Here is a 26,267-nt window from a genome sequence, read left to right as displayed (position 1 = left end):
TGCATGCTAATCACTGTTCGCACCTTCGGCCAGCCGCGACGCATCATTCGCGCCGAGCGCTGGAACTCGTTCTCTCTCCCACGAACGTCCCCTCATCGTCCTACCCCACCGTCTCCTCCGCCGAGGGGGGAGAGACAGGGTGGCCTGGCGCTCTTCTCGACGGGTTCGCCGCAAGGAATCCTGGCAATCCGGTCGCCGAAGCTCACCGCGAGCGAACTCGACGAGAACGGTGCGGCCACCATCCAGATCGACAGCCAATCGGGCGAGCAATACCTGCTCGAAGCTTCCGAAGACCTGCACCACTGGAAGGTCCTTGCTCAGCTCAAAAACCAAGGCGGAACTGTCGTATTCACGGACGCCGAAGCGGTGTCGGCTTCAACAGAAGATACGGCAAATCGGGCAAAATGAGTTTAGAATCTCAAACTTGAGAAGGTACACCGTCTGCTTAAGAAACACCTGACAGATAGAACGAATAGGCAGTCCCTCGTTCCACGCTAAGGCGACCCTGAGTGGGGTCGCCTATTTGTTTTCGGAAATGGAGTGCTGGAGTAATGGAGTAGTGGCTGACTCGCGACTATCACTCTCCCCCTCTCGGCTGACGTTCAAACGCGTTCAAACGCCCCCCACCCGAAAAACCTGTTGACCGATGGTGGGGTGATTGTTACTTTCGCGCCGATGCAAATTTCCGCCGAAGCTCTTGAGCCAGTCGTGGTAGTCGTCGTTGACTAACGCGGCCTTGAGGCTTCGGTATCTTGCTCACAGGTCGCCCGCTATTCCAGCCGGAAGGCGGGTTTAGTTTTTTATGAGGCACACAATCTCGGTTTTGGTGGAAAACAAGTTCGGCGTGCTCACGCGCATCGCTGGACTGTTCAGCGGACGCGGCTACAACATCGACACCCTGAACGTCGGACCAACGCACGATCCGAACACCTCACGGATGACCATCGTCACCCGAGGGGATGACGCCACGCTGGAACAGATCGTCAAACAGCTCAACAAGCTAATCGACGTTCTCGAAGTCCAGGATTTCCGGGATTACGAATATATCGACCGGGAGCTGGTTCTTGTGAAGGTTTCCGTGAACTCGGCTTCCCGGGCGGAAGTGATGCAGATTACGGATATTTTCCGAGCCAAAATCGTCGATGTGCAACCGGAAAGCCTGGCGATCGAAATTACCGGCGGGGAAAGCAAAGTTGAGAAATTCGTGGAATTGATGGGATCATTCGGAATTCTGGGGCTCACCCGGACCGGCAAAGTGGCGCTGCCTCGAAAATGATTGGGCCAGACGTCAGTATGCAGTATTCAGTGATCAGTATCCAGTTGCAATCTTGTGGCGCGTAAGAAAACGAGATTCCTGATACGTGGCCGATACCGAATACTGATTACTGAAGACTGACCACTGACAACTGACTCCACCCTTAACCTGGAAAGCAACAAATGCCTGCTAAAGTCTATACTGACCGCGACGCAAACCTGAATATCCTCCAGAGAAAGACCCTGGCGGTCTTGGGCTTCGGCTCCCAAGGCCATGCTCACGCACTTAATCTGAAGGATAGCGGACTTAACGTGATTGTTGGCCTATACGAAGGGAGCAAGTCCATTCCTGTTGCCAAAGAAAGGGGCTTTGAGGTCGTCAGCACCGCCGAAGCAGTTCGGCGCGGCGACGTGATCATGGTGGCGTTGCCCGACACCAAACAGCCGGCTGCTTACGAAAAGGACATCGCCCCGAACCTGACCAAAGGCAAGACGCTCCTGTTTTCGCATGGCTTCTCCATCCACTTCAAAACCGTTCTGCCGCCAAAGCAAGTGGACGTCATCTTGGTGGCGCCAAAAGGCCCTGGACACATTGTGCGCCGACAATACGCCGAGGGCAAAGGCGTGCCTTCGTTGATTGCCGTTTACCAGAATCCAAGCAAGCAGGCCAAGAACGTCGCCTTGGCCTGGGCCAAGGGAATTGGAGCCACACGGGCAGGCGTGATCGAGACCACTTTCAAGGAGGAAACGGAAACCGACTTGTTCGGGGAGCAAACCGTGCTTTGCGGTGGAACCACGGCGTTGATCCAGGCCGGATACGAGACGTTGGTCGAGGCGGGTTACCAGCCCGAAATGGCCTACTTCGAGTGCCTCCACGAACTAAAGTTGATTGTGGACCTGATTAATGAGTCAGGGATCAGCGGAATGCGCTTTTCCATCTCGGAAACCGCCAAGTGGGGCGACGTGAGCATCGGACCAAAGATCATCGATGCCAGCGTGAGAAAGCGCATGAAGGCGGCGTTGAAGGAAATTCAATCCGGAAAGTTCGCCAAAGGGTGGGTCAAGGAATATCAAACTGGCTACAAGAAATATAACGCTCTGCTGAAGAAGGGGGAAAAGCACTCTATCGAGAAAGTCGGCGCCCGTCTGCGGTCATTGATGCCCTGGATGAAGAAGCATTCTGTCAAGGGCGTGCAGGCCGCATATTGAACGGATGAGCGGATTGGATATTGGATAGGTGGATTCGTGGATTACTGGATGATCTGAATCGCCCGCCGTCCGTCAGCAAACCACGGTTGCGGTCTGGCAACCAAGTGCTGGAGTTGGTGTTTATTGGAACTGTGCGCTATATTTCGCTCATGAATCGAGATGGAATCAGAGTGGCCTGCCTCATCGGCTGCCTGACGGTGCTTTGCCGCGCTGATGTGCCAACGAATGAGACCAGCCCGGCGGACCATCCGTACAAGACGATCGCCGAACGAAATCCATTTGGACTTAAACCGCCGCCGCCACCCGCGCCGCCGCCACAACCTGTCGTGGAACAGGCCAAGAGCGATCTGAAACTGACGGGAATTACTTCGTTTGGATCTCTTAAGGCCTACTTCATGGCGAGCGACCCTAAGACCAAAGCTCCCGAATACTTCAGTCTAGGGATTGAAGAGAAAAAGGATGGGATTGAAGTCGTGGCCATAGATGACGCCTCAAAGAGTGTCCGCATCCGCACTGCTGGCGCGGAAACCGTCATGACTTTTGCCACGCACGGAGTCCCACCGCCCACCACGCCGCCACCCGCGATCGCCGGAGCACCTGGCGGGCCTGGAGTCCCGGGTATGGCGCCCGGATCCGCGCCAGTCCCAGGAGGAGTCAATGTCATGCCTGTCACCACAGGTATCGCGCCGGCGCCTTCCTCCGGTCCGGGAATAACGACAATTCCTTCCCGCACACCCAGGCTTCAGACGGGACAACCGGGTTCTACCGCGTATGGATTCAGCGGGACGCCGGTATCGAACTTGCCACCGCCCCCAATGCCCAAGAGCACGATGAGTTCCGAGGAGCAAGTGATCATGATGGAGATTAACCGAATGGCGAACCCTTCGCTTCCTCCCACTCCGGGCCTGCCCAACACGACGCTCGCACCGGCACCGCCAGGCATTCCTGACCCAACTGCGCCTCTGCCTGGAGTTCAGCGGATTCCGCGCTTGCCCGGTCAATAACCCGGCTCAGTCCGCAGCCTTCGGCAGCATCTGCAAATCCGCCGGCAAGGTCTCATCCGCGAAGAATACTTTCACCGGGTACTTGCTTCCATCGGCGAACGATTTGACCAGCCATTTCTCAACGAAATCAGCGACCTCCTTGCGGCCCGTTTCCCTCACCAGCGCGACATTTTCTTTCGCTCGACGATGCACCATGGACATGACGGATTTCTTGAGGTTCTCTTTGGCTTGCTGCGTACTCCTGAACAGGCTCCCTTTCTTAACCTCGTAAGTGATCTCTGAAGCGTTCACGGCAGGCTCGTTGTACTGGATCGAAGGCGCCAAAACATAGACGACGTTGTTGCGCAGAATGAGATCCCACCGGGCATTGAAATCGATGTAGAAGGTGTATTCCACAGGCGCGCGGGCCTCGATCACCACATCTGGAAGGGGGATATAGCCGAAACCCGTGCTTGCTTCGTCAGTTCTCGTGAAAGACTCCATCTGCCTCAATGTGGCAAACTGCAAATAGTGATTCGCGTGCAGGCTGGTGGCGTAACTAATAAACGAGGTCGTCACCGTGCCCTGGCTGAACGCCGCCGCGATGTCCCTCAACGCCGCGCTGGCCAGTTCAACGGTGCTGCCAGTCTTCTCGATGAGTTCTCCCGGCAGATTCCGAAGCGAACGAAATACATAGATGCTCGCGGCCACGAAAAGAAAAACGACTACCATCCAGGCCGTGGCTTTCGCCCAGGTGCTTCGGGGAGTGCGATTCTCTGGCGCTCGATGAGCCAAGTCTTCAGCCATACTTCATGCTGATTCATAACGCCGGCGCGGATGAAAAGCGACGGGAAATTAGGCCAGGTGGCAAACAACTTGGTGATCCTCCCCAACCTCCCGCAGTTCAGGAACGACGGTCCGACACCGCTCTATGGCAACGGGACAGCGCGGATGGAACGGACAACCTGGCGGTGGGGACATCGGTGAAGGCGGTTCTCCGCGAAGGATAATTCGGCGACGCTTGGATTCCGAATCAATTTCAGGAACCGCCGACATCAATGCCTGCGTGTAGGGATGTCTCGGTGCTTTGCAGATCGCCTTCGTGTCGCCGATCTCGACCAGCTTTCCAAAATACATCACCATCATTCGATGGCTGATGTGTTCAACAACAGCCAAATCATGCGAAATGAACAAATAAGCGATGCCGTGCGAACGTTGCAGATCACGAAGCAGGTTGATGATCTGCGCCTGCACGGACACGTCCAGAGCGCTGACCGGTTCGTCGCAAACAATCAATCTGGGCCGAACCGCAAGGGCGCGGGCGATTCCGATGCGTTGTCTTTGGCCGCCGCTGAATTCGTGCGGATAGCGATGAAGCTGCGTCGAGTCCAGCCCGACGCTCTCCAGCAAAGCAAGGACGCGGTCACGCCGCTCTTGTTTACTCTGCACGAGTTTCTGGATTTCGAGTGCCTCACTCACAATCTCTCCGGCCGTCATGCAAGGGTCCAGTGTAGTCTGAGGATCTTGGAAGATCATTTGAAACTTGCGCCGCCGCGATCGCAAGGCCGTTCGATTCAAGGTCGTGATGTCCTCTCCATCGAACCAGACGCCGCCCGACGTTGCTTTTGTTAACCCCACCACAGCGCATCCCAACGTCGTCTTGCCGCATCCACTCTCGCCAACAAGTCCTAAGGTTTGCCCAGATGCCAGGTCAAAGCTTACATCGTCCACCGCTCGAATCATGTGGCTGTCGCCTCGAAAAGCTCGATTCGACGGATGGAAGCGAACGGTCAAATGGCGCACTTCAACCACCGGCATAGCTTGCCCTCCTAACCGGTCCCCTCAGGAATCAAACTCCAATATGGACAGCGTACCCAGTGGTCAGGCAGGACTTGGTCCAGATCGGGTTCTACTGTTGAGCATTCAGACTTCGCCCAAGAACAACGGGGATGAAAGCGGCATCCAGATGGATAGAAACCAACTGGAGGAACCTGGCCTGGAATAACTGCTAGTTTAGAACTCCCCGCTTTAGGCGTGCATTGAATTAGAGCCTTTGTATAAGGGTGGAATTGCCGTCTTACTAACAGTTTCGCAGGTCCAATTTCGACAATCTGACCGGCATACATAACCGCGAGCCGGTCAGCAAACTCGCAAACAATCGCCAGATTGTGCGTCACAAACAGCACGGCCAGTCCGAGCTTATCCCTTAGCTCCCTTAGGAGATCCAGTATCTGGACTTGCACAGTAGCGTCCTGGGCTGTCGTCGGTTCATCAGCAACCAAGAGTTCGGGCCGTGAGGCAAGTGCCACCGCGATGCAGATGCGCTGTCGCATTCCGCCTGAAAGTTCATGAGGGTAGCTCCGAGCGCGCAAATGAGGGTCAGGGATCCCAACGCGCTTCAGTAACCGGATCAGTTCGTCATTCAAGTACGCGGATCGACCCTGTAGGGCTAAGACCTCCGCGATCTGGGTGCCAACTCTCAACATTGGGTTCAGCGCTCCACCAGTCTCCTGGACCGCGTAACTGACAACACGCCCACGAATCCTCCGAAGATCCGATCCCGTCATGCTCAAAACGTCTTCTCCTCGAATGAAGATCTCGCCGCCCCGAAACTTAAAAGGGGGGGTTGGGATAAGCCGAGCAATTGACAAGGCGGTTAGGCTCTTCCCGCATCCACTCTCTCCAACAAGGCAGAGTATCTCCTTCTCCTGGATTGAGAGGTTCAGACTGGTAAGAATTGGCTTAGCTCGATCATCGAGCACCAAATCAAGGCAAACCTGTCGCAACTCTAATAAGGCTTCCGATCTCAAGCCGAGTCGTTTGTCTAACGGTTTCTGTGTGTGAGCATTGCTCAACATCCTCACAGAAACAAAAAGCCACCCCGGTCAGAGTTCCGGGGTGGCTTCGCTCTTTAGATTTCAGGTATTACTTCGGAGCGACCAAGGTCCATGTGCCGCCGGAATTACTCGGCGTCAGGAGTTGAGCGGACCTTAGTTTCGTTCCATCCAAGAACCAAACCGCCAAGTCGCGCGTTGCGCTCTGGAAGATCAAGTCCACCTTGCTGGCTGCGGACGCATCCGAAACGATTTGTCCTCGAATTTCGCCGCCGGCGTTGGCCGCAGTGTGCACATTGACGTAGGCTTGTCCTCCGACGATCGCTGCGAGTTGCTCAGCCGTCAGTGTAACTGTCCCAACCAAGCTTCCTGATGTGCCAAATGCGCCGCCGTTGAAGGCCTGGAAGTTGATGGAAACACCGGCTGTTTGTTCAGTGCTGGCAGGCAAGTGAATGTGCGCGCCCGTTGCCACACCGGACAAACCTGAATATGTGATGTTAAACGACAGTTGATTTCCGACGATTGTCAGTTTGCCTGAGCCGGTCGCAGTCGTCGTCACTGGATTCGGCCTTTCCGCAGCCCCAGTCAACGCCACGGAGAACGCCTTAGAGATCTTGCCTGTTCCAGCGACTCTCCAGCCACTTCCTGGATTTGACGGGCTCAACAGGCTGGCGGTAGTCAGTGTTGTGCCGTTCATCGCCCAGAGCGCCATGGTGCCATCGGAATATTGGAAGACCAGATCCTCACGACCGTCTCCCGTGAGATCACCCACTCCAACGACCTTCCACTTCGAGTCACCAGGTGAAGCAGGGCTGAGAAGTGCCGCTGAACTCAGGCTTGTGCCGTCCATGTACCACACGGCCAGCGTGCCGTCACTGTGTTGGAAGACCAAGTCCAGCTTGCCATCGCGGTTCAAATCGGCCGCTCCGACCACGCGCCAGCGGCTGTCGCCTGGATTGCTGGGATTGATGAGCGCACCGCTGTTTTGCAGACTGCCGTTCATGAACCAGATTGCGAGGCTGCCATCGGTATGCTGGAAGATAATATCGTCACTTCCATCGCGATCGAAGTCGCCTGTCGTCGCGACTCTAAAGGCGGCATCACCAACGTTACTCGGCAGAGTGAAGCCCGCTGATGAGAGTGTTGTCCCATTCATCAGCCAGACAGCCAAGAATCCATCGTTGTCCTGGAACAACAAGTCGGATTGACCGTCTCCATTGAAATCGCCCTTCACGGCAGGAGGCTGCGTGACCTTCAGCGTAAAGCTGGTGCTTGCGGTAATCCCACCGCCGTCTGTGACCGTAAGGGTAATGGTCGCGGATCCTACGGCGTTTGATGCAGGAGTCACCACGACTGTTCTGTTTGCTCCGCTTCCACCCAGCGCGATCCCAGAGACAGCAACGATGTTCACATCACTAGTGGTTGCTGCGACCGCGAGTGATGCCGGCTCAGTTTCCTTGTCTCCGACCGTAAAGGAGATGGAGGAGGTCGGTCTGTTGCGTTCGGTCGTCTGCCCCAAGATTGCGGAGATCGTCGGTGCTTCGTTGGCCTTCACCGTCAAGGTGAAGGACGTGCTTGCGGACTTCGCAGGCCCAGGGCCATTGTCGGTGACGGTGATGGTAATCGTCGTGCTGCCTTCCTGTCCTGTTGCTGGTTGGATGAACACTGTCCGGTTTGCGCCACTTCCACCCAGGAAGATGTTTCCATCCGGAACAAGAGTCTTGAGGGAGGACGACGCAGTAACCACGAGGGAGCCGACTGCCGTCTGGTCGTCTCCAACCGTGAAGGCCATAACTGGCGTTGTTTTGTCGCGGTTAGTTGTTTGGTTCTGGATTGAAGTGATTGTGGGTGCGTCGTTCACCGGTGGCGGCGTGGCGACAGTAAAGTCAATTGATGCGGTCTGCCCTTCGTTGTCTGTCACGGTCAGGGTAATGACCGCGTCACCCTCCTGGTTCGCAGCCGCAGTGACTGTGACCGTCCGGCTCCCCGCGCTGCCTCCGATTACGACATTGGCATTCGGAACGAACACCTGATTGGATGAGCGCCCACTCACCTGCAGGAAGCCAGGGAAGGTTTCTTTGTCGCTGACCGTGAATGGAATGGGACCCGTGCTGCTACCCTTCGCGATCGTTTGATTCAGAATTGACGAGATCTTGGGCTTCTCGCCGCGCACTGTCACGCTGAACGTCCGCTTAGTCGCATTGTCATCCCCGTCCTTGACGGTGACCTCGATATCTGCGGTTCCCGGCGTGTCGCCAGCCTTGACAATCATCTGTCTGGTACTTGGGGACGCAGACGAGACCGAAGCGATTTGAATATTCGCCTGAGCGATAATGGCGGTATTCTGTGATTTAGCCGTCACGACCAGTGCCGCTGCAGGGGTCTGCGCGTCACCGACCGTGAACGAAATAATTTCCGAGAAGTCGCCCACATTAAGCGTTTGATTTGGGATGGTCGAAATCGTTGGAGCCACTCCCGCAGTCACGTTGACGGTGAAATCACTTTGTCCGCTCAACGCAGGTTGCCCGGCTTTTCCAGCGTCGGTAACCTTAATAGTGATCTTCGTGGTGCCAAATTTCTCTGCCGCAGGTTGAACTAGAACGCCGCGCGCTCCATCGGATCCAGTAAGTATGAAGCTCGATGAAACATTCGGAACGAGTTCGGGGTTGTCCGAGGTAAACTCCAACTTGAGGTCCCTCGGGAGAGTTTCCGCATCGTTGAGCGTGAATGCGACGAGCCTGGTCAGTGTGCTCTGAGTCGTATTAACGACTTTATCCGCTTCTGCGATGACAACGGTGGGGGCGTGATTCCTCGGATCAATTTGGACTTCAAATGACACACTGGCAGCACCATCGCCAGTATCAGTCACTGTAACCGTGATCACGGAGGTGCCAAATTGTGCGCTCTTCGGCTTGAATTTTAAGACATAGCCATTGCCGGCGGTCGGTTGCTGAGTAACATCAATCAGCGTGTTGACCCCGGCAGCTTTGCCTTTGTCATTGGCAGAGGCGACGATTCCATTCGGATCTTTGAGCGCCTGATTTTGAGTTGTTACATTATCTGCGCCCGCCGTGCGCTCATTATCCGGACCGACAGTCACATTTTTGAGCGTGACCGACTGTTCGCCGGAATCCTCGTTAATGCTGACGTTAGCCGGTTTATCAATCGTAGGGGGATCATTAACCGGAGTCAGGTTGACATGGAGAGTCGTCTCGCGAGACAGGCCGCCCGGGTCGGTGACAGTAAGTTTGATGTCAGCGCCAGCCGTGTCAAATTTGTCCTTCGTTGGCACCACAACGACGGTTCGGGTTGCGCCGGTGCCGTTAATCGTCACACTGCTGAAGAGTGCTTTCTTGGCGTCACCCCCCTGCACTTCAGCTTTCGTACTGAGCTGTTCAGGATTGTTTGGAGCATCCGCATCCGCGACGGTGATGGTAATATCCTTGTCCCCATCCTTCACCTGAGTCACGTCTTCATTCACCGTTACCGTTGTCTTGGACAATGAGATGGTCGGAGTATCGGCCACCGGTGCGACTGTCAGCGCATAGGTCGCGCTCCGGGACAACTTCTCATCGTCGGTGTAGGTGACAGTTATGGTCACAGGACCCGTTACGGACAAGTTCTGGCTGTTGGCATTGGCGACTGGAACGACAACCATTTTGCCGGTGGTGGTGCTGCTCGCGCCAGTTGGAATCCCGCTAAACAACACATTGGCGGCGGGCACAAGGTCCGCATTGCTACTCGTCCAGGATAGTTTTGCCGGATCAAGATTCTTGTTGTCCTCCAGACTAATCGTTGCAACTGCGACCGTATCTTCGTCGATCGTGTCGCTCGACTTAGCGAATGATATCGTCGGCGGCGCGATATCGGAAACAGTCAGGGTGAACGTAACGGCAGCCGATGTCTTAACGTTACTGCCGCTCGGCTCACCTTTGTCGGTCGCGGTTAGCGTGATGTCACGCTTCCCCAACTGCCCATTCTTGGGAATTATCGTCAGTTTTGTGTTGGCTGCGTAAAGCTCGATTGCATCGATGAGATTGGCATTGTAACCAGCGCCTTCGCCGCCCTGGGTCACGTTTATCGTGAGAAGTGCCGCGGGAGTTGTTTCGACGTCTTTGGCGACAAATGTCACAGAGATGCCGGTGTTCTTCGGAGTTTCCTGAGGTGCGATCGCGTCAATCGTCGGTGTGTCGTTTACCGCGTTCACCGCAATCTTGAATTTCTTGACCGTGGTCGCAGCAGGCGCGCCGTCATCTGTCAAAGTGAGTGTAATGGTTGCTGTTCCGTTTTTGTCCTTCGCCGTTGTGTATTTCAACGTGGCGTTGCCGCTCGTCTTAATCTTTGCAGGATCGATGGTCGGATTCGCGATCAGGCCGGTGTTGTCGGAGGTAGCCGTAATGGTCACCGACTGTTCACTTTCGTTTGAAGGTCCGACCCCTATGCCTTCGAGCGTGATCGTGCGTTCCTTCGGAGTCCCATCAGAATTGAGCGAGTCGTCCTCATCTACGGTCACGAGTGTGGGCGGGCTGTCGTTGTTGATCGTACCCGCATCAGTTGTCACGATCTTGTTAATGGTCGGCGCGTCGTTGACGGGACTGACATTCACGATGAATTTTTGTGAGGCCGTAGCCGGATTAGTTCCGTCGTTTTGTGCGCCTTTGTCCGTGACACTGACCGTAAGCTCAGCTTTGCCAAACTTATTCGCCTTCGGTTGGACTTTGATTGTTCGGTTGGCACCCGACCCGCCGAAGGTCACATCGGTTGTAGCGACCAGCTCGATGTTTGACGAAGCCACGGCGATAGCCAGCTCGCCAGGCGGCGTCTCAACATCGCCTATGGTAAAGGCGATGTCCGCAGTGGATGCATCTTCATTGATTGTTTGCTCTGCGATCGCGCTGATCGTAGGCGCATCATTGACCGCGTTAATCGTCACGGTAAATTCGCCGGTATTATCGGTTTTGTTATTACTGGGATCTTTTACTTCGACCTTAACCGTGGCCGTGCCGTGTTTATTGGCCGCTGGAACGATAGTCAGGGTCCGATCGTTTGACGTGCCGGAGGTGCTCACCGAGGCGAGAAGAGTCTCGCCAGCGATGATTGTCGCTGTAGTCGTCAAGTTTGTTACAGCATTAGCTGAGTTCGACTTTACGATGAATGGAACCGTTTTGGTCGTATCCTCATCGGTGGATTGATTCTTAAGGGGTTCGATGGTTGGGTCGCCCGCTTCAGTGGTAAACTTGACTTTGAACTGGGACGTAGCGTCCTTTGCTCCACCCCCTTCACCTGTTGAATTGCCGTCATCCACTTTGATGGTAATCAAGGCTACACCGTTGGCCGTCGCTGAAAACGGGCGGACAGTCACCTGGCGGGTTGAGCCGGAGGAAGAGACTTGGATATTCGAATTGGGCACGAGGGTCTTGTTGTCTGAATCTACGCTGATAATCAAGTTGTTTGCTGGTGTTTCCACATCACCAATCGTGATTTCCAGCGGCCCAACCGTCTGACCCTTATTTGCAGATTGACCGCGGATTTCGGTAACGGTTGGGGTGTCGTTGGCCGAATCCACGTTCACTTTGAAGGTCGTTGTGGCAGTACGTTGTTCCGGGTCGGACGCAACGACGGTAATCGTCGATGGGCCACCGCGCGTCACGTTGTTCTGATTAGCTTCGGCTGTTCCCTTCAACGTGAAGGTGCTGCCGCTGAGGGTCTTGGTTATGCTGGAATCCTTAATTAACGATTGATCCGAAGACGTCACTTGAAGCGCGAGCAATTTGTCTGTGGCAGTCTCCAAATCTTTTACGTCGAAAGTGGCAATGACCACATCTTTCGCGTCTTCGGCGATCGACTTGTCCGCAATGCCAGCCGCGCCGCCATCACCGGTTGTCCTCGTGATGGTTGGGAACGTCTGCCCGACCCCGCAGCACTGTTTTGAAGTGATCTCCAATTCAAGGGTCCAACTTCCAATCGTACCGGTGGCACCCGAAGCAGTGTCAACGACGAAGAGTTGCCAATCGCCGTTTGGATCTACGGAATCTCCTTCGAACGTGGACAGGGTTGTCGCAGACGGTGAACCTTGATCACTCACCGCCCCGGAACCGTAATCGGTCGGCCTGAAAGTTCCTGAAGAAATCTTCGTGGAGGGAGGGAGGGCTGAGCCGCTGTCTGCAAAGGTCAACGTCGTGCCCGAATCCAAGGGAGAGCCGACGCCCACGTTTCGCATGAGCACGACAGATTTGGCACCCTTTTTCAACATCACAGTCACGTCACTACTGTAACCATGATTGATGCTATTTAACTTGACGGTTACCTTGGAAATCCTGGCAGCAGTCAGAGAACCTGAAACCGGTTGGGCGAGCCCCGATAAGTTGATTGAGGACGGGAAGGGACCAGCCTTGGCGTTGTCATTAATTGTAACTGCCCCGCCGTCTTTCGCCGTAACGGGCTTGAGAACCTGACCGACCGCGAGCTGGAATTTCGATGCGTCGTCCAAACCGGTAGCACCGCCGCCAACGGTGAAATCAGGCATAAGGGTCGATCCACAGGCACCATCAGTTCGAAACATGAAATCAAGCGTGACATTAGATTCTTTGGGAATGGTCACCTTCTGCCCGCTTGTGAGGGAGAATTCAACGCCGCCAACTCGATTCTTGAGGGTGATCGTCACGTCCTTCATATCTGAAGTCGTAGCATTCCTGAACACAAACGCGACGGTGTTTGTCTCGCCTGGATCAATCGCGCCACTGGGGCAACTCTCCTTGGTCGTATTGAGGGTCGCCGAGATCGCCTTAACGTTTGCCGCCTTCGCTGGCAAGGCGAAGCCTAGAGTACACACAACAACTAACAAAGCCCATAGCCCGGTAGCGCCATGGCGTTTCCCTAAAAGGTTGATCAAGTGCCTATTCATGGTGTTTTGGGGGTAACTGTTCTTTCGCATATCTGTCGGAGCTTGGACAAGTTTTTTGTGCATTGGCGGTAGAAATAGGGTTTTTTCAATTTTCATGCAAGAAAAAAGTTCTGAAAAAAAAAGTTATTCACATCTTATTCACCGCTGACAGCCTCTCGGTCGTCCATTTCTAATTGTCTCAAACTGGGCACGAATCGACGTTTTCAGACGCGTTGAGCGATTCACGAAATCTCTGGCGGACCCACTTTGAAATGCCTCACGCAAATTGAGTCCGGCTCATCTTATGCTTTCGCGAAGTTTATCCCGCAAGATCAATCCCACACTGTTGACGAAAACAAAAGCAAATTGCAGACCGGGCTGCGGAAAAAAACCGAAGCGAGCCTCACAATGCCTTCCTGTCCTAATTATCGGCCGCCATTCCTGGCTTTCAGAATGGGCTTTGTCAAGGAATAGTTTTTCACAAACCACCTTCGAGGCGCGAGACGGCGGGTGACAGGCAACCATGGAATGGAAATCGCATGAGGATGACGCGGGATGCGTGGAACTCACGCGGCTCAGCACGGTCTGCGCAGCAACAATAGGAAGCGAACGCTCCACGGCCCGCGCGGAGAGTTCAAGTTTCGAGTTCAAAGTTCAAAGTTGGGTCAGTAGCCGAGCCGTAAAAGGACTTGCTGAAGCGGCAAAGACTGACTCGGCTGCAAGCGTTCCGATTGTTTGTAGCCCGCGAGATCAAGATTTTTTAACTCACGCAAAGCTTGGGTGAACAGGTCAAAATGCGAAGGAAGGATTCCCTTTGTTCGAATGAACGCCAATGACTGATAATTCGCGTTCATTTGCGGTTGAACGAATATCACCTCACCGCCCAGCCGAAGCGCTCGGTAAATGGCCAATAGACGAACCAGCATTTGCCGATGACATTCTCCTGCGGCAGATCGCCCCAGTCGCGAGAATCGCGGCTGTTGAGCGTGTTGTCACCCATCGCGAGGTACTGGCGTGAGCCAACGACCCGCTCCACAGTTTCATCGTGGAAACGCGGAGCCAACAAGGGGTACCCATTGCGCCAGCGGTTCGCCACGACCTGGTTCACGTGCCCGAAGCACTGATTCTCCACCCAATTGGTCGGAGAAAACGTATAGACGTTTTCGAAGCCGGGCGTAGCGGCGTCCAGGCGCCGCTCATTGATCACGAGATGCTGGTCGTTGCCGATGCGGACGCGTTCTCCCGGTAACGCGACAAGCCGCTTGATGTAAAGTTGATCCTGGTCCAGGTCGGCAATGCCGCGTGTTTTGAAGACGATAATTTCACCGCGCGTCGGGCGGCGAAAATTGTAAGTGAATCGGTCCACGAGCAGATGGTCTCCCGCGACAACTTTGAGCCGCGCGATGGTTTCGCCCGCATGCACGGAGCGGCCTTCATGCAGTCCGTACCGCGTGAGCAATTGCTCGGGTGGGAGCCAGACTCGGTCCGCCACGTCGCCAATCTTGAAGCTCTGCTGCTTTACAAACGGCAGAACCAACTTCGGCTGGGGCACCTCTCGGATCACGCCGTCTGTCTTGGCGATGATTTCGCAATAGGATTCGCCGCGAAACCAGTAACGCGCGAAACGAGCCAGCCGTCCGGGAATCCTGAAATCCGGACGGCTTCGCAAATCCTCATGGGTGATGCCGTACAGCGTCGGCTGCATCGAGCCGGTCGGAATCTTTGTGAGTTGAAGAAAAAAAGTGGTGAAGGCGAGTATGACGGTCGCGGCCACGAGCAACTCCTTTACGTTTTCGCGCGCGCTCGCGCACGGGTACGGCTTTAACTTCTCGTTGGCAATTTCGGTCACCCGAGCCATCCCGGCCTCCAGTTTGGCTTTGCCCTGGCGCGATCGAATCGTGGATCTGAGTTCTTCCGCCGCATGCAGCAGAGAGGTCACGGTGTCCGCGGCAAGGATATCCCGCTGCTCGTTGACAAGTCGGAGCACCTGTTGCCGGAGCTCCGTGGCTCGGCGAACGGCGCGTGAAAGAAACCACTGAATGCACATGGTCAAGCTTTTTACCGGAAACCCCACCCAAAACGCCGGCTCACAGGCCAGAAAACAAACGCGCATTTGCCCACGACTTTCTCCTGTGGGATCGGATCGAAGTATCGTCCATCCGAGCTGTTCAATGTGTTATCGCCCATGAACAGGTAGTGATCTGGCGGGATCGGAAATTCGCTGGCGGCATTCGGGAAATTGGGTGCCAGGCCGGCTTTGCCGCACCGAGCCGCAGTGGCATCGTTCAAATGGCCGCTGTATTGGTTTTCCTGCGGCGGCCCGTGAAAGCCATAGAGATTCTCGAAGCCCGGGGCCGTCGCCTCGACGCGTTTGCCATCGATGTAAAGATGCCGATCATCTCCGATGCGAGTTTTTTCGCCGCCAAGTCCGACGAGGCGCTTGATGTAATGCGTGTCCGGCGTGAGCTTGGGCAAACCCTGTGAAGAAAAAATCACGATCTCCCCGCGCCGCGGCCGCCGGAAATGGTAGGTGAATCGGTCCACGAACAGCCGATCTCCGCTCATGACCTTCAGTTTGATCAGTTCCTCGCCTTTGCGGACAGGACGCTGCGAATGAAGTCCTGACTTCTCATCCAGTTTCTCCGGCGCGAACCAGATCGTGTGCGGCGGTCCATTCTGGAAGATCATTCTCTGCGTATGGACAAAACCAGCCACTTTTCGCGGCGGTTCAAATCCGAGGAAAACATCGTCTCGCTCGGCGACCACGTGGCAGTACTTGGCGCCCAGAACGCTCCGCTGGAAAATTCTCGCGAGCATTCCCGGAACTTCGACGTCCGGCGTCTGCCGCAGATCTTCGTAGGTGATGCCGTAGAGAGTCGGTTGCATGGAGCCGGTTGGGATCGCCATGGGTTGCAGAAAAAAAGTGCGAATCCCCAACGCCACGACCAGCGCGACCAGCATCACATCGACGTTTTCGCGGATGCTGGCCGCAGGATAAGGCCTCAGCCATTTGTTGGCCGTAGCTTCCAAATTCGCGGCTCGGTCCAGAACCGCGGCCGTGTCCGCGCCGTTCGACAAAGCCAGCCGCACTTCGGAGAGAGCCCGCCCAATGGAATCCAGCCCTTGCGGAAGAAGCAAATCGCGTTGCGCGCTGGCAATTTTCCGGACGCGCTGGCACAGGTAGCTCGCCTCGCGAACCGTTCTTGAAAACAACCAACGAGAGAGCAGCTTACTCATCGCATCAATCCGTATTCCGAATGGCGCTTCATAAAATCACAACGCGCTCATGCTTTCAGCACCTCAATGAACGCTTCCTGCGGAATCTGCACCGAGCCGAAGGCTTTCATTTTCTTTTTCCCTTCCTTCTGTTTCTCCAGCAATTTTCGTTTCCGCGTGATGTCGCCGCCATAGCACTTTGCCGTCACGTCCTTTCGCAGCGCGCCGACCGTCTCGCGCGCGATGATCTTTCCGCCAATGGCCGCTTGAATGGCGACGGCGAATTGCTGCCGGGGAATAACCTCCTTCAGCTTCGCCGCCAGCGCGCGCCCTCTGAATTCGGCTTTGTCGCGGTGCACGATGCACGAGAACGCATCCACGGCCTCGCTGTTCACGAGCATGTCCAGCTTGACCATTTCGGACTCGGCATAGCCCGCGTACTCGTAATCCATCGACCCGTAGCCGCGCGTGATGCTCTTGATGCGGTCATGGAAGTCGATCAAGATTTCGTTCAACGGCAACAGGCTCGTCAACATCACGCGCCGCGTATCGAGAGTTTCGGTGTGATCGACCACGCCGCGCTTCTCCGCGATCAAGCCCATCATGTCGCCAATGTATTCGTTCGGGCAAATCACGAAAGATTTGACCATGGGTTCCTCGATTTTTCCGATATAGTTCGGCTCCGGCAGATAGGCGGGATTGTCGATTTCCTTCAATTCTCCGCTCGTCATCGTCACGCGATAGATCACGCTGGGATAGGTCGCGATGATGTCCATGCCGTATTCCCGGCGGAGGCGCTCCTGAACGATTTCCAAATGCAGCAATCCCAAAAACCCGCAACGGAACCCGAAACCCAGCGCCACCGAACTCTCCGGTTGATAGACGAACGCGGAATCGTTGAGCTGCAGTTTCTCCATGTTGGCTTTAAGATGTTCGTAATCGGCGGTGTTGATCGGGTAAATGCCGCTGAACACCATGGGGTGAATTTCCTGAAATCCGGGCAGCGGCGCAGCAGGATGGCGCGCGTCAGTGATCGTGTCCCCCATCTTCACGTCCTTCGGACTCTTGATATTGGCCGTCAGGTATCCTGTCTCGCCCACCTCCAGTTTTTCCCGCACGTACGGCTTGGGATTGAAACTCCCGACCTCTTTCACTTCGACCGTTTTTCCGGAGTGCAGCAGCTTCACCTGGATCCCCGGTTTCAATTCTCCGTTGAACACCCGCACGTGCGTCACCACGCCTTTGTAAGTGTCGAAATAGGAATCGAAGGACAGAGCTTGCAGCGATTTGGCGCCGGTGGGTTTCGGCGGAGGCACGCGCGCAACGATCGCTTCCAGCAGTTCGTCGATTCCGATCCCCTCCTTCGCGCTGACCGAAATGGCGGTCTCGCCGGGAATGGCCAGGATGTCCTCAAGCTGGGTCTTCGTCAGTTCAACATTCGCGTGGGGCAAATCGATTTTGTTGATCACCGGGATGATCGTCAGGTTTTGCTTCATCGCCAGGTGGACGTTCGCCACGGTTTGCGCCTCCACGCCTTGAGCGGCATCGATCACCAGCAGCGCCCCTTCGCAAGCGCTCAGGCTCCGCGAAACTTCGTAGGAAAAATCGACGTGGCCGGGGGTGTCGATGAGATTCAATTCATAGGTCTGCCCGTCTCCCGCGCGGTACAGCATGGTCACCGGATGCGCCTTGATCGTGATCCCGCGCTCGCGCTCCAGATCCATGGAGTCCAGCAACTGATCCTGCATCTCGCGATCCGTGATCGTTCCGGTCCGGTGCAACAAGCGGTCCGACAGCGTGGTCTTTCCGTGGTCAATGTGCGCAATGATGCTGAAATTTCGAATGTGTTTTGCGTCCATTGACTTTAACCAATTTCTTTGCTTTTACGTAATCTGAAACCCATTTCTTTTCAACCGTTGACCACGGGATTCGTTTCGTTCGCCCGGCATCGCGCCTTCGACGTAACGCAGAGTTGCAGGCTGTCGTATCGCCGATTTGCAGTCGGGTATGTGTCCACCGTAGCGCAGATTTTCAATCTGCTGTATCGCGGAATTGCATTCCGCAAGCGGCCGACCAGATCGAGCGCCCTGGAACCTGCCGAGCGCCGCCGAGTGCAAATCGGCGATACGGCAGAGTGCAACTCTGCGCTACCCCCAACTCAGCGGTCCGCGTCTCCGAGCCCGAAGGTTGGACAAGATAATCGCGCTCGGCGCGAAGAAAAGGGAATTCACTTCAAAACTTGGCCCCCCTGGTCGATCCTGAAACGGACCTTCGACTTCATGTGCACACTTATCGAACTGTGCACAGAAAGACAGCTCCCACACGCGCTCGAAACGATGGCCTTTCTCAAACTTGCTTCGTCATCTCCACCCCCAGCCGAAGTAGTTTCCGGACAGCGGCATCGGATTGACCCTCGGCGTAAATGCGCAGAATCGGTTCCGTGCCCGATCCGCGCAACATGAGCCAGGTTCCGTCCTGGGCGATGAATTTCACCCCGTCGTAGGACTTCACGCCTGCCAGCGGCGAACCCAGGAGCCTGGCGGGCGGATGCTCCCGGCAATGGCTCATCAACTCCGGTCGCTTCTCCAGCGGGAAATGGGTGTCGATTCTCCCGTAGTGGTGCGGTCCGAAATCCTTCTCCAGCCGCGCCAGCAGCTTCGAAAGCGGCGCTCCTTCTGCCGCGAGCAACTCCAGCAACATCAGGCCGGCCAGGATGCCGTCCCGTTCGGGAATGTGTCCCGGAAAGCCGATTCCGCCGCTCTCCTCGAATCCGAGAAGCACGTCGCCCTTCAGCATTTCCGAGCAGATGTATTTGAAGCCGACCCCGGTCTCCACCAACGGCAGACCGTAGGCCGCGCACATCTTGTCCACCATGGAGGTGGTGGTGAGGGCCTTGATGACGCGTCCTTTCTCCTGGCGGTGGTGGATCAGGTGACGCAGCATCAGGCAAATGATTTTGTGCGTCGTCAACGGATTCCCTCTCCCATCCATTCCGCCAACGCGATCCGCGTCGCCGTCCGTCACGAGACAGATGTCGTGCGGGTGCTTTTTCAAGTAGGCCGAACTGCGTCCGTAATTTTTGTCGATGGGCTCCGGATTGATGCCGCCGAAAAAGGGGTCGTGTTGTGCGTTCAACGTCGTGACCCGGCACGTCGTCCCGGCCAGCAATTCCTCGAAACACCCCGCTCCGACGCCGAATAATGCGTCGTGGGCAAAACGAATTCTCGACCGGGCAATGAGCGCAAAATTAACCTTCTGCTTCACGGCTCGGAAATGGGCCGGGCACAAATCTTTCACGTGAATCTGCTTGCGCGCCCGGCCGGCGCTCAAGCTCACCGATTTCACCGCCTGCTGATCCAGGAGCGCCTCGACCCCCGCGCAAAGGGCGGCATCCGCCGAGCCTCCGAAGTGCGCTTTGATCTTCACGCCATTGAACCGCGGCGGATTGTGGCTCGCGGTGATCATGACCCCGCCAGCCGCCCGCTGCGCTTTTACGGCAAACGAAACGGCCGGGGTCGGCGTGGGCCGGTCCGTGAGCGTGACTTGAAATGCATTTCCCGCCAGCACCTCGGCCATGCGCGCCGCGAATTGATCGGACAAGAATCGCCGGTCGTAACCCACAACCACCTTCTTTTGCGTGTCCGGTACGGGATTTGTGTTCCAGTAATCGGCCAGCGCCTGGGCGACACGGTCCACGTTGTGAAAAGTGAAATCCTCCGCAATGACCGCGCGCCAGCCGTCCGTGCCGAATTTGATGGGTGTCATCCTCTTCAGTGGTCAGTTGTCAGTGGCCAGTTGCCAGTGGGGTGAGCGTGGCGGTGGGGCGACGCTCCTGCGGAGCCATCGTCTTGCTTCGCAGGGAATTGGTCCCCAATAAACACCGGCTGGAAGGGGGATGTGTCGCGCATAGAAATCGCCTGCTCGGATGCATTGAAATCACGGCCTGGCAGGCGCTTCGCCCCACTGACCACTGGCAACTGACAACTGCTCAATCGCGAACGCGCTGCTCCTGGACAATAGCCCTCATCTTCCGCACCGCCGCCTTCATGTTGCGGTGAGCGAAAAGGCCGGTGCCGCTGACGAACGTGTCGGCGCCGGACCGCGCGCATTCGGCGGCGGTTTTGAAATTGATTCCGCCATCGACCTCCAGGCGGTATTTCAGCTTTTTCTCGCGACGCCAGGCGTCCGCTTGTTGAATCTTCGGCACCGTCTCCTCGATGAACGATTGCCCGCCGAAGCCCGGATTGACCGTCATCACCAGCAACAGATCGATTTGTTTCAGGAACGGCTCCGCGGCGGCGATGGGAGTGGGCGGATTGACCGCCAACCCGACTTGCTTGCCCAACGACTTGATTTTCCAGAGCAAAGGCAGAACCCGGTCGTCCAGTTCGACGTGCACGGTGATCAAGTCGGCGCCCGCTTTGGCAAAGGGGTCCAGCAAAATTTCGGGTCTCGAACACATCAAGTGCACGTCAAAAAACAGGCGCGAAAGCGGCCGGAGGTTTTGCACGACGCCCGGGCCAAACGAGATGTTCGGCACGAAATGGCCGTCCATGATGTCCAGATGCAACCATTCCGCGCCCGACTTTTCCGCGCGTCTGGCTTCGTCTCCGAACCGACCGAAGTTCGCCGCCAACAAGGAGGGCGCAATAATCATGGCGCGAGGCTAAGGATTTGAAGACCAGAGTCAACTTCGGGCCAACTTCACGGAGGAACGAGGGGAACAATCCGGCTGGCCTAGACTTGGGAGATCATGCGCCAATGTCCTGCGCGTTATCTGCCCATTCCCTGAGTTGAAGGGCGCCTCCACGCCGTGCCATTTCGTGTCCCTTGTTCGCGGTTGCGGCTCCAGGACTGCGCAAAGTCGGCGTTACGCCGCCGCCGGCGCCGGTGAGCCGAGGCCGGGCAAATGTGGCGGGGCGGGACGCGGCACTTCAGGCAGTGGCGTGGCGGCCAGCGCGCCGGAGGGCGGGTCGGTCTTCGGAGTTGGCGCAGGCGGAGTCAGCTTGCCCGTCTTCACGATCTCTTCCACCTGGCTTCCGTCCAGCGTCTCGTATTCGAGCAAGGATTGGGCAATCAACTCCAACTTCTTCCGGTGGATGTCAATGATGTCTTCGGCGATGCGATAGCATTCGTCGATGATGCGCTTGACCTCGGCGTCGATCTCTTCCGCGATGCGTTCGCTGTAATCCTTGCTTCGAATCATCTCGCGGCCGAGGAAGACGTATTCGTTGTTGTCGCCGTACTGGACCATGCCGAGTTTCTCGCTCATGCCGAAATGGCAAACCATCGCCCGGGCCATTTGCGTCGCTTGCTGAATGTCGCCGGCGGCGCCAGTCGAGATGTCCCCGGACACGATTTCCTCGGCAATGCGTCCGGCCATCGTCACCGAAATCATGGCGAGCATTTCCTTGCGGCGGCGGTTCAAAATATCCTGCTTGGGAAGCGACATCGTTGAGCCGAGCGCTTGTCCGCGGGGGATGATGGTCACCTTGTGCAGGGGATGCGTGTGCTCGAGCACGACGTTCACGAGCGCATGGCCCCCCTCGTGCCAGGCGGTGAACTTCTTTTCCTCGTCCGTCATGGCCAGACTGCGGCGCTCACGGCCCCAACGCACTTTGTCGCGCGCTTCTTCCAACTCCGCCATTCCGACGGCTTTTTTGCTCGTGCGCGCCGCCAGAAGCGCCGCTTCGTTGAGCAAGTTGGCCAACTCGGCTCCAGAATAGCCAGGCGTGCCGCGCGCAATGACAGCGAGGTTCACGGTCGGGTCCAGCTTAACGTTCTTCGCGTGAACCTTGAGAATCGCTTCCCGGCCACGCACATCAGGCAGATTCACGGTGATTTGCCGATCAAAGCGTCCGGGCCGGAGCAACGCGGGATCGAGCACGTCGGGCCGATTCGTCGCCGCGATGATGATAATGCCTTCCTGCGTGTCGAACCCATCCATCTCCACCAGCAACGCATTCAAAGTTTGCTCGCGCTCGTCGTTTCCGCCGCCCAAACCGTGGCCACGGCTCCGCCCAACCGCGTCAATTTCGTCGATGAAGATCAGGCAAGGCGTGTTCTTGCGCGCTTGCTCGAACATATCGCGCACGCGGCTGGCGCCGACGCCGACGAACATTTCCACAAAGTCCGAGCCGCTGATGCTGAAGAACGCGGCGTCCGCTTCCCCGGCGATGGCCTTGGCCAGGAGCGTTTTGCCCGTGCCGGGCGCACCGATCATCAAGATGCCTTTGGGAATGCGCCCGCCCAGTTTTTGAAATTTCTTGGGGTCTTTGAGAAACTCAACGAGTTCGGAGACCTCTTCTTTCGCTTCCTCGACGCCCGCGACGTCCTTGAACGTCGTCCGGTTTTTCTCTTTGCTCAGGAGCCGCGCCTTGCTCTTGCCGAAGCTGAGCGCGCCTTTGCCGGCCATTTTGATCTGGCGGATGAAGAAAAAGTAAATCAAGAACGCCACGAAAAGAATCGGGAGAATCGTGACAAACAAATTCAACAAAAGCGCGCTGGCTTCGTAAGTCTCGAATTTGCCGGAATTCAGCAGCGCCTTCTCCAGATCATCGTCCAGGCGCGTTTTGATCCGGAAATTGGCAAACTCTCCTTCGATCTTTTTCCCCTCCAAGTCAGTCTTGTAGGCCTTGCCTTCAATCTCGCTCAGAAGCGACGCCTGCGGGCTGTAATGAATCGCGCCGGAGACAATCAGATCGTTTGTGAGCAGAGCAATCAGTTGAGAACGCTTGATCACCTGGACATTCGCTTTCTTGCTGTTCTGAAGCAGCATCAGCAAAGGGATCGCGCCCAGGATCAAAATCCAGAGCAGCCAATTGCGGGGCGGCACTCGGATCTCGCCGTTCTTTTCTTTTTTTCCGTTGCCGGAGTGTTTGTTTTCGTCAGCCATTTGCTTTTCCCAATCCGGGCCAAGCTATCATGGTGGCATAGGCGACGCAACCGCTGTTTGGGCCCGGATTTGGGCCGTGAATCAGTCCGCTACACAAAGGATAACAACCACGGATGACACGGATCACACAGATCAACAACCGCCTCCTAGCCGCGTAATCCGTGAGATCCGCGGTTATTTTGGCTCCGGCTTCGCTGGCCACGTAATCCATGGTTTCCCGACAACGTGCATAGGGATCACGCTCGCGCCCGTTGCCACGCCCATCGCAGGCAAGACGTCGTATGCCGCGTGACCTTGAAGCGCTCGGAAATCCTGAAATCCTCGATCCAAAAGATTTCCCTTCTTGGTGTAGTCGCCAGCACCAAGCGGTGGCGGCGCGACCGGGGAATTTTCGCGTTGGTCAGCAAATCCTGCACTTTCACGGACGCAGGCAGGCCGATCGGCTGAAATCGGTCTCCAGGCCGCCAGTGTCGCAGGATGATTGGCGATCCCACCTTCCGTGCGTCGAACTGCTCGGCTTGCCCTCTCAGCTTCTGGCGCCAATCTGTTCCGTGTTTCCAAGGCTCGATCTGCCACGCAACCTTCAGACCATCGAAATCCGCATGCCCACGCTTCTCGGCCACATTCAGCCAGATCGTGTTCGAGTCGAAATGAAACTGGGTCGGACGCCGAAATTGGAGCCGGCCCTGTCCGTCCCTCCAAATCGCCAGGATCGAATTCACAGAGATAATCTCCCCCACGGAACCTCGCAGCCGTTCGATCAACTCAAATTCCGGCGCGACGCCCAGGCGAGCCAATTCCAAATGCATGATCCGGCGCTGGACCGCGACCGGAAGCAGTTCAAATCCACCGGCAACAGCGTCTCCTCGTCGGAGATCACCCATGAACCGAAGCCCTGGAGGACCGCAGTCTTCAGGCTGCTTCCGCGCGCGCTCCGCTGGTGAGCGTTGAAGCGGCCTAAAGGCCACGGTCCGAAGAGACCGTTCATGGGAAAGTTCCGCCAAAGCGACCGGTCCATTCTCGGCCAACCATGCCAGCGCGGATCGAGTGACGAAATCCGACTCCTCACGAATGATCTCCATGACACGCGGGACGATTTTAGCCAGCGCCGGCTGGTACTTCACCCGAAGCAAGGGGAGCAGTTCGTGGCGAATGCGATTCCGCTGGTGTTCCAGAGCCGCATTCGTCGCATCTTCTCGGTGCGCGATGTCTTGCTCTTGGGCGAAGGCGCGCAATTCCTCTTTGCGAACATTGAGAAACGGCCGCACGAGGTGAATCCTCGGGTCGCTCGGCGAGGGGCTGATCCAGTCCATGCCCGCGAGGCCTTCACCGCCTGCGCCGCGCAGCAGACGAAGGAAAAACAACTCCACTTGATCGTCCGCGTGATGGGCCAGGGCAACCGTCCGGATGCCGAAACGCGAACAAGTCCGCGCGAAAAAATCGTGCCGCAACTTGCGCGCCGCCATTTCCACGGAGAGTTTGTGCCGCCGCGCAAACCTTTTCACATCCGCGCCCGAACTGGCGAACGCCAACCCAAGCGCCTTCGCCGATTTCCTCACGAACGCTTCGTCCGCGTCGCTCGCCCGGCCGCGCAGGCGATGATTGAAGTGCGCCACCACCAAACGCCACGCGTGCTCCGGCGCCAGCCGGTTCAGCACGTAGAGCAGCGCCATCGAGTCAATTCCTCCCGAGACGGCCACCAGGATGGACTGGCGCGGCTCAAAGAGCTTCAAGCGCCGGACGGTTTCATTGATCGCGATCGGCAGGTCACTCACCGACCCAGCTTAAGGTGGCCAAAAGACAGCGGCAAGCATGGTGGAGCGCAGGGAGGAGCGCGGACAGCCTGCCCGCGAGAGGCTTCTCTCCAGATCTTCAGAAGCGCGCGGGCACGGCTGCCCGCGCTCCTTTCGCCGATTCTGGAATCAGCCGTGACGCCGTCGCGCTGCCGGGAATTCGCTTGCCATCTCTCTGCTTCGCTGGCCTGATCGCCGGAGTTTGAACGCATCCTAATCCTCAACTTTCCAACCCTAATGATCAAAAAAACACTGTTCGTGTTCGTCGTTGCCGCGCTGACCCTTTCGGCCGGCCCTGCAATCGCTGCGGAGAAAACCAATCCCAAAGCCGACCTCCAGGCGCTGGTCGTGAAGGTCAAGGAGAAGCTTAAGCAGGAGAAGAATACGGAGCAGGACTTGGCCGACGAACTCAAGGAATTCGACGCGCTGTTGGAGAAGCACAAAGCTGACAAAACTGACGAGGTCGCTGAAATCCTCTTCATGAAAGCCGTCCTGTATCTGGAGATCATGGAGAATTTCGAGAAAGCTCTGGATCATGTCAAACGGCTCAAAACCGACTTCCCCGACACGAAACGGGCCAAGGGCGCCGACGACATGATCACCTTGATCCAGAAGCAGGATAGCGCGCACAGGATGCAGAAATCTCTTGTCGTAGGCGCCAAGTTCCCAGACTTCGAAGAAAAGGATATCGCCGGCAAGCTGTTGTCCATTGCCAACTACAAAGGCAAAGTTGTGCTGGTCGATTTCTGGGCGACATGGTGCGGCCCGTGCATCGGCGAATTGCCCAATGTGCTCAAGACCTACGAGAAACATCACGGCAAGGGATTTGAAATCATCGGCATCAGCCTGGACAAGGACGAGGCGGCTTTGACGGGCTTCATTAAGAAGCGAAACATGGGCTGGCAACAATTCTTCGACGGAAAAGGCTGGGAGAACAAACTCGCCGAGAAATACGGCATCCTCAGCATCCCCGCCACGTTCCTGCTCGACGGCGAAGGCAAAATCGTCGCCAAAGATTTAAGAGGCGAAGCGCTGGAAGCGGAGGTCGCCAAACTCGTGGCGAAGCCCTAAGGGGTCCGTTTCGTAAATACGCTCACGTTCGTTGCGCCCAATTTGGCCTGGGGCAAGGCGCGACGAGCGAGCATCCCCCGCCAGTGGGGCTGTGACCGAGGAGCAACGCAGCCCCAGGCAAAATTCGGC

The 26,267-nt window shown here is 56.5% G+C and carries 16 protein-coding genes; 5 read left to right on the top strand and 11 right to left on the bottom strand.

Annotation, left to right across the window (positions count from 1 at the left end; genetic code table 11):
- The first annotated feature begins 3 nt into the window (after nucleotides 1-3).
- From FJ398_00875 to FJ398_00860, 4 genes are all read left to right on the top strand, one after another.
- Nucleotides 4-408 carry a hypothetical protein gene (locus FJ398_00875; protein ID MBM3836508.1) on the top strand — a complete coding sequence of 135 codons (405 nt, stop codon included), beginning with the start codon at nucleotides 4-6 and terminating at the stop codon, nucleotides 406-408.
- 394 nt (nucleotides 409-802) lie between these two features.
- Nucleotides 803-1,276, top strand: coding sequence for an acetolactate synthase small subunit (ilvN, locus tag FJ398_00870; protein ID MBM3836507.1), 474 nt, complete (start codon nucleotides 803-805; stop codon nucleotides 1,274-1,276).
- 161 nt (nucleotides 1,277-1,437) lie between these two features.
- Nucleotides 1,438-2,463, top strand: a complete 1,026-nt coding sequence (gene ilvC / locus FJ398_00865; GenBank protein ID MBM3836506.1) for a ketol-acid reductoisomerase — start codon at nucleotides 1,438-1,440, stop codon at nucleotides 2,461-2,463.
- 149 nt (nucleotides 2,464-2,612) lie between these two features.
- A complete protein-coding gene (locus tag FJ398_00860) occupies nucleotides 2,613-3,467 on the top strand; it encodes a hypothetical protein (GenBank protein MBM3836505.1) in 855 nt (284 codons plus the stop codon).
- 6 nt (nucleotides 3,468-3,473) lie between these two features.
- On the opposite strand, the gene FJ398_00855 is transcribed toward FJ398_00860, so the two are convergent.
- The 11 genes from FJ398_00855 to tilS form a co-directional block, all read right to left on the bottom strand.
- Nucleotides 3,474-4,253, bottom strand: coding sequence for a hypothetical protein (locus FJ398_00855; protein MBM3836504.1), 780 nt, complete (start codon nucleotides 4,251-4,253; stop codon nucleotides 3,474-3,476).
- A 48-nt stretch (nucleotides 4,254-4,301) separates the two neighbouring features.
- Nucleotides 4,302-5,264: an ABC transporter ATP-binding protein gene (locus FJ398_00850; GenBank protein ID MBM3836503.1), complete on the bottom strand. Its 963-nt coding sequence runs from the start codon at nucleotides 5,262-5,264 to the stop codon at nucleotides 4,302-4,304.
- A gap of 11 nt (nucleotides 5,265-5,275) precedes the next feature.
- The gene (locus FJ398_00845; protein ID MBM3836502.1) at nucleotides 5,276-6,304 is read right to left on the bottom strand and encodes an ABC transporter ATP-binding protein; all 1,029 of its coding nucleotides are present in this window, start codon (nucleotides 6,302-6,304) and stop codon (nucleotides 5,276-5,278) included.
- A 67-nt stretch (nucleotides 6,305-6,371) separates the two neighbouring features.
- Nucleotides 6,372-13,280 (bottom strand): CHRD domain-containing protein, encoded by a 6,909-nt coding sequence (locus FJ398_00840; protein MBM3836501.1) that lies wholly within the window; start codon nucleotides 13,278-13,280, stop codon nucleotides 6,372-6,374.
- 754 nt (nucleotides 13,281-14,034) lie between these two features.
- Nucleotides 14,035-15,276 carry a signal peptidase I gene (gene lepB / locus FJ398_00835; protein MBM3836500.1) on the bottom strand — a complete coding sequence of 414 codons (1,242 nt, stop codon included), beginning with the start codon at nucleotides 15,274-15,276 and terminating at the stop codon, nucleotides 14,035-14,037.
- On the bottom strand, nucleotides 15,222-16,400 hold the full coding sequence (gene lepB / locus FJ398_00830; GenBank protein ID MBM3836499.1) for a signal peptidase I: 1,179 nt from the start codon (nucleotides 16,398-16,400) through the stop codon (nucleotides 15,222-15,224). The genes lepB (FJ398_00835) and lepB (FJ398_00830) overlap by 55 nt, the downstream gene beginning before the upstream one ends.
- Nucleotides 16,401-16,447: 47 nt before the next feature.
- On the bottom strand, nucleotides 16,448-18,238 hold the full coding sequence (lepA, locus tag FJ398_00825; GenBank protein ID MBM3836498.1) for an elongation factor 4: 1,791 nt from the start codon (nucleotides 18,236-18,238) through the stop codon (nucleotides 16,448-16,450).
- A gap of 487 nt (nucleotides 18,239-18,725) precedes the next feature.
- Complete coding sequence (locus tag FJ398_00820) at nucleotides 18,726-20,144, bottom strand: phosphoglucomutase/phosphomannomutase family protein (protein MBM3836497.1); 1,419 nt, start codon at nucleotides 20,142-20,144, stop codon at nucleotides 18,726-18,728.
- A 223-nt stretch (nucleotides 20,145-20,367) separates the two neighbouring features.
- Nucleotides 20,368-21,036 (bottom strand): ribulose-phosphate 3-epimerase, encoded by a 669-nt coding sequence (gene rpe, locus FJ398_00815; GenBank protein ID MBM3836496.1) that lies wholly within the window; start codon nucleotides 21,034-21,036, stop codon nucleotides 20,368-20,370.
- Nucleotides 21,037-21,249: 213 nt separating this feature from the next.
- Nucleotides 21,250-23,274: an ATP-dependent zinc metalloprotease FtsH gene (hflB, locus tag FJ398_00810; protein MBM3836495.1), complete on the bottom strand. Its 2,025-nt coding sequence runs from the start codon at nucleotides 23,272-23,274 to the stop codon at nucleotides 21,250-21,252.
- Nucleotides 23,275-23,510: 236 nt separating this feature from the next.
- Nucleotides 23,511-25,049, bottom strand: a complete 1,539-nt coding sequence (gene tilS / locus FJ398_00805) for a tRNA lysidine(34) synthetase TilS (protein MBM3836494.1) — start codon at nucleotides 25,047-25,049, stop codon at nucleotides 23,511-23,513.
- Nucleotides 25,050-25,304: 255 nt separating this feature from the next.
- Here tilS and FJ398_00800 point away from each other — a divergent pair, with 255 nt between their 5' ends.
- Nucleotides 25,305-26,138: a TlpA family protein disulfide reductase gene (locus FJ398_00800; protein ID MBM3836493.1), complete on the top strand. Its 834-nt coding sequence runs from the start codon at nucleotides 25,305-25,307 to the stop codon at nucleotides 26,136-26,138.
- Nucleotides 26,139-26,267: the final 129 nt, after the last annotated feature.

The organism is Verrucomicrobiota bacterium, assembly GCA_016871535.1.
In the GTDB taxonomy this organism is placed as follows: domain Bacteria; phylum Verrucomicrobiota; class Verrucomicrobiia; order Limisphaerales; family SIBE01; genus VHCZ01.
Note: the sequence above shows the minus strand (reverse complement) of the source record. Positions and strands in the feature narration are given on the sequence as shown.

Excerpts from the sequence above, each read along its gene's own strand:
- FJ398_00840 (MBM3836501.1), bottom strand. The coding sequence starts at position 13,280 with ATGAAAATTGAAAAAACCCTATTTCTACCGCCAATGCACAAAAAACTT.
- ilvN (MBM3836507.1), top strand. The coding sequence starts at position 803 with ATGAGGCACACAATCTCGGTTTTGGTGGAAAACAAGTTCGGCGTGCTC.
- FJ398_00855 (MBM3836504.1), bottom strand. The coding sequence starts at position 4,253 with ATGGCTGAAGACTTGGCTCATCGAGCGCCAGAGAATCGCACTCCCCGA.
- ilvC (MBM3836506.1), top strand. The coding sequence starts at position 1,438 with ATGCCTGCTAAAGTCTATACTGACCGCGACGCAAACCTGAATATCCTC.
- FJ398_00845 (MBM3836502.1), bottom strand. The coding sequence starts at position 6,304 with ATGTTGAGCAATGCTCACACACAGAAACCGTTAGACAAACGACTCGGC.
- FJ398_00820 (MBM3836497.1), bottom strand. The coding sequence starts at position 20,144 with ATGACACCCATCAAATTCGGCACGGACGGCTGGCGCGCGGTCATTGCG.
- rpe (MBM3836496.1), bottom strand. The coding sequence starts at position 21,036 with ATGATTATTGCGCCCTCCTTGTTGGCGGCGAACTTCGGTCGGTTCGGA.
- lepB (MBM3836499.1), bottom strand. The coding sequence starts at position 16,400 with ATGAGTAAGCTGCTCTCTCGTTGGTTGTTTTCAAGAACGGTTCGCGAG.
- lepB (MBM3836500.1), bottom strand. The coding sequence starts at position 15,276 with ATGCGCGTTTGTTTTCTGGCCTGTGAGCCGGCGTTTTGGGTGGGGTTT.
- lepA (MBM3836498.1), bottom strand. The coding sequence starts at position 18,238 with ATGGACGCAAAACACATTCGAAATTTCAGCATCATTGCGCACATTGAC.
- FJ398_00860 (MBM3836505.1), top strand. The coding sequence starts at position 2,613 with ATGAATCGAGATGGAATCAGAGTGGCCTGCCTCATCGGCTGCCTGACG.
- FJ398_00850 (MBM3836503.1), bottom strand. The coding sequence starts at position 5,264 with ATGCCGGTGGTTGAAGTGCGCCATTTGACCGTTCGCTTCCATCCGTCG.
- hflB (MBM3836495.1), bottom strand. The coding sequence starts at position 23,274 with ATGGCTGACGAAAACAAACACTCCGGCAACGGAAAAAAAGAAAAGAAC.
- FJ398_00800 (MBM3836493.1), top strand. The coding sequence starts at position 25,305 with ATGATCAAAAAAACACTGTTCGTGTTCGTCGTTGCCGCGCTGACCCTT.
- FJ398_00875 (MBM3836508.1), top strand. The coding sequence starts at position 4 with ATGCTAATCACTGTTCGCACCTTCGGCCAGCCGCGACGCATCATTCGC.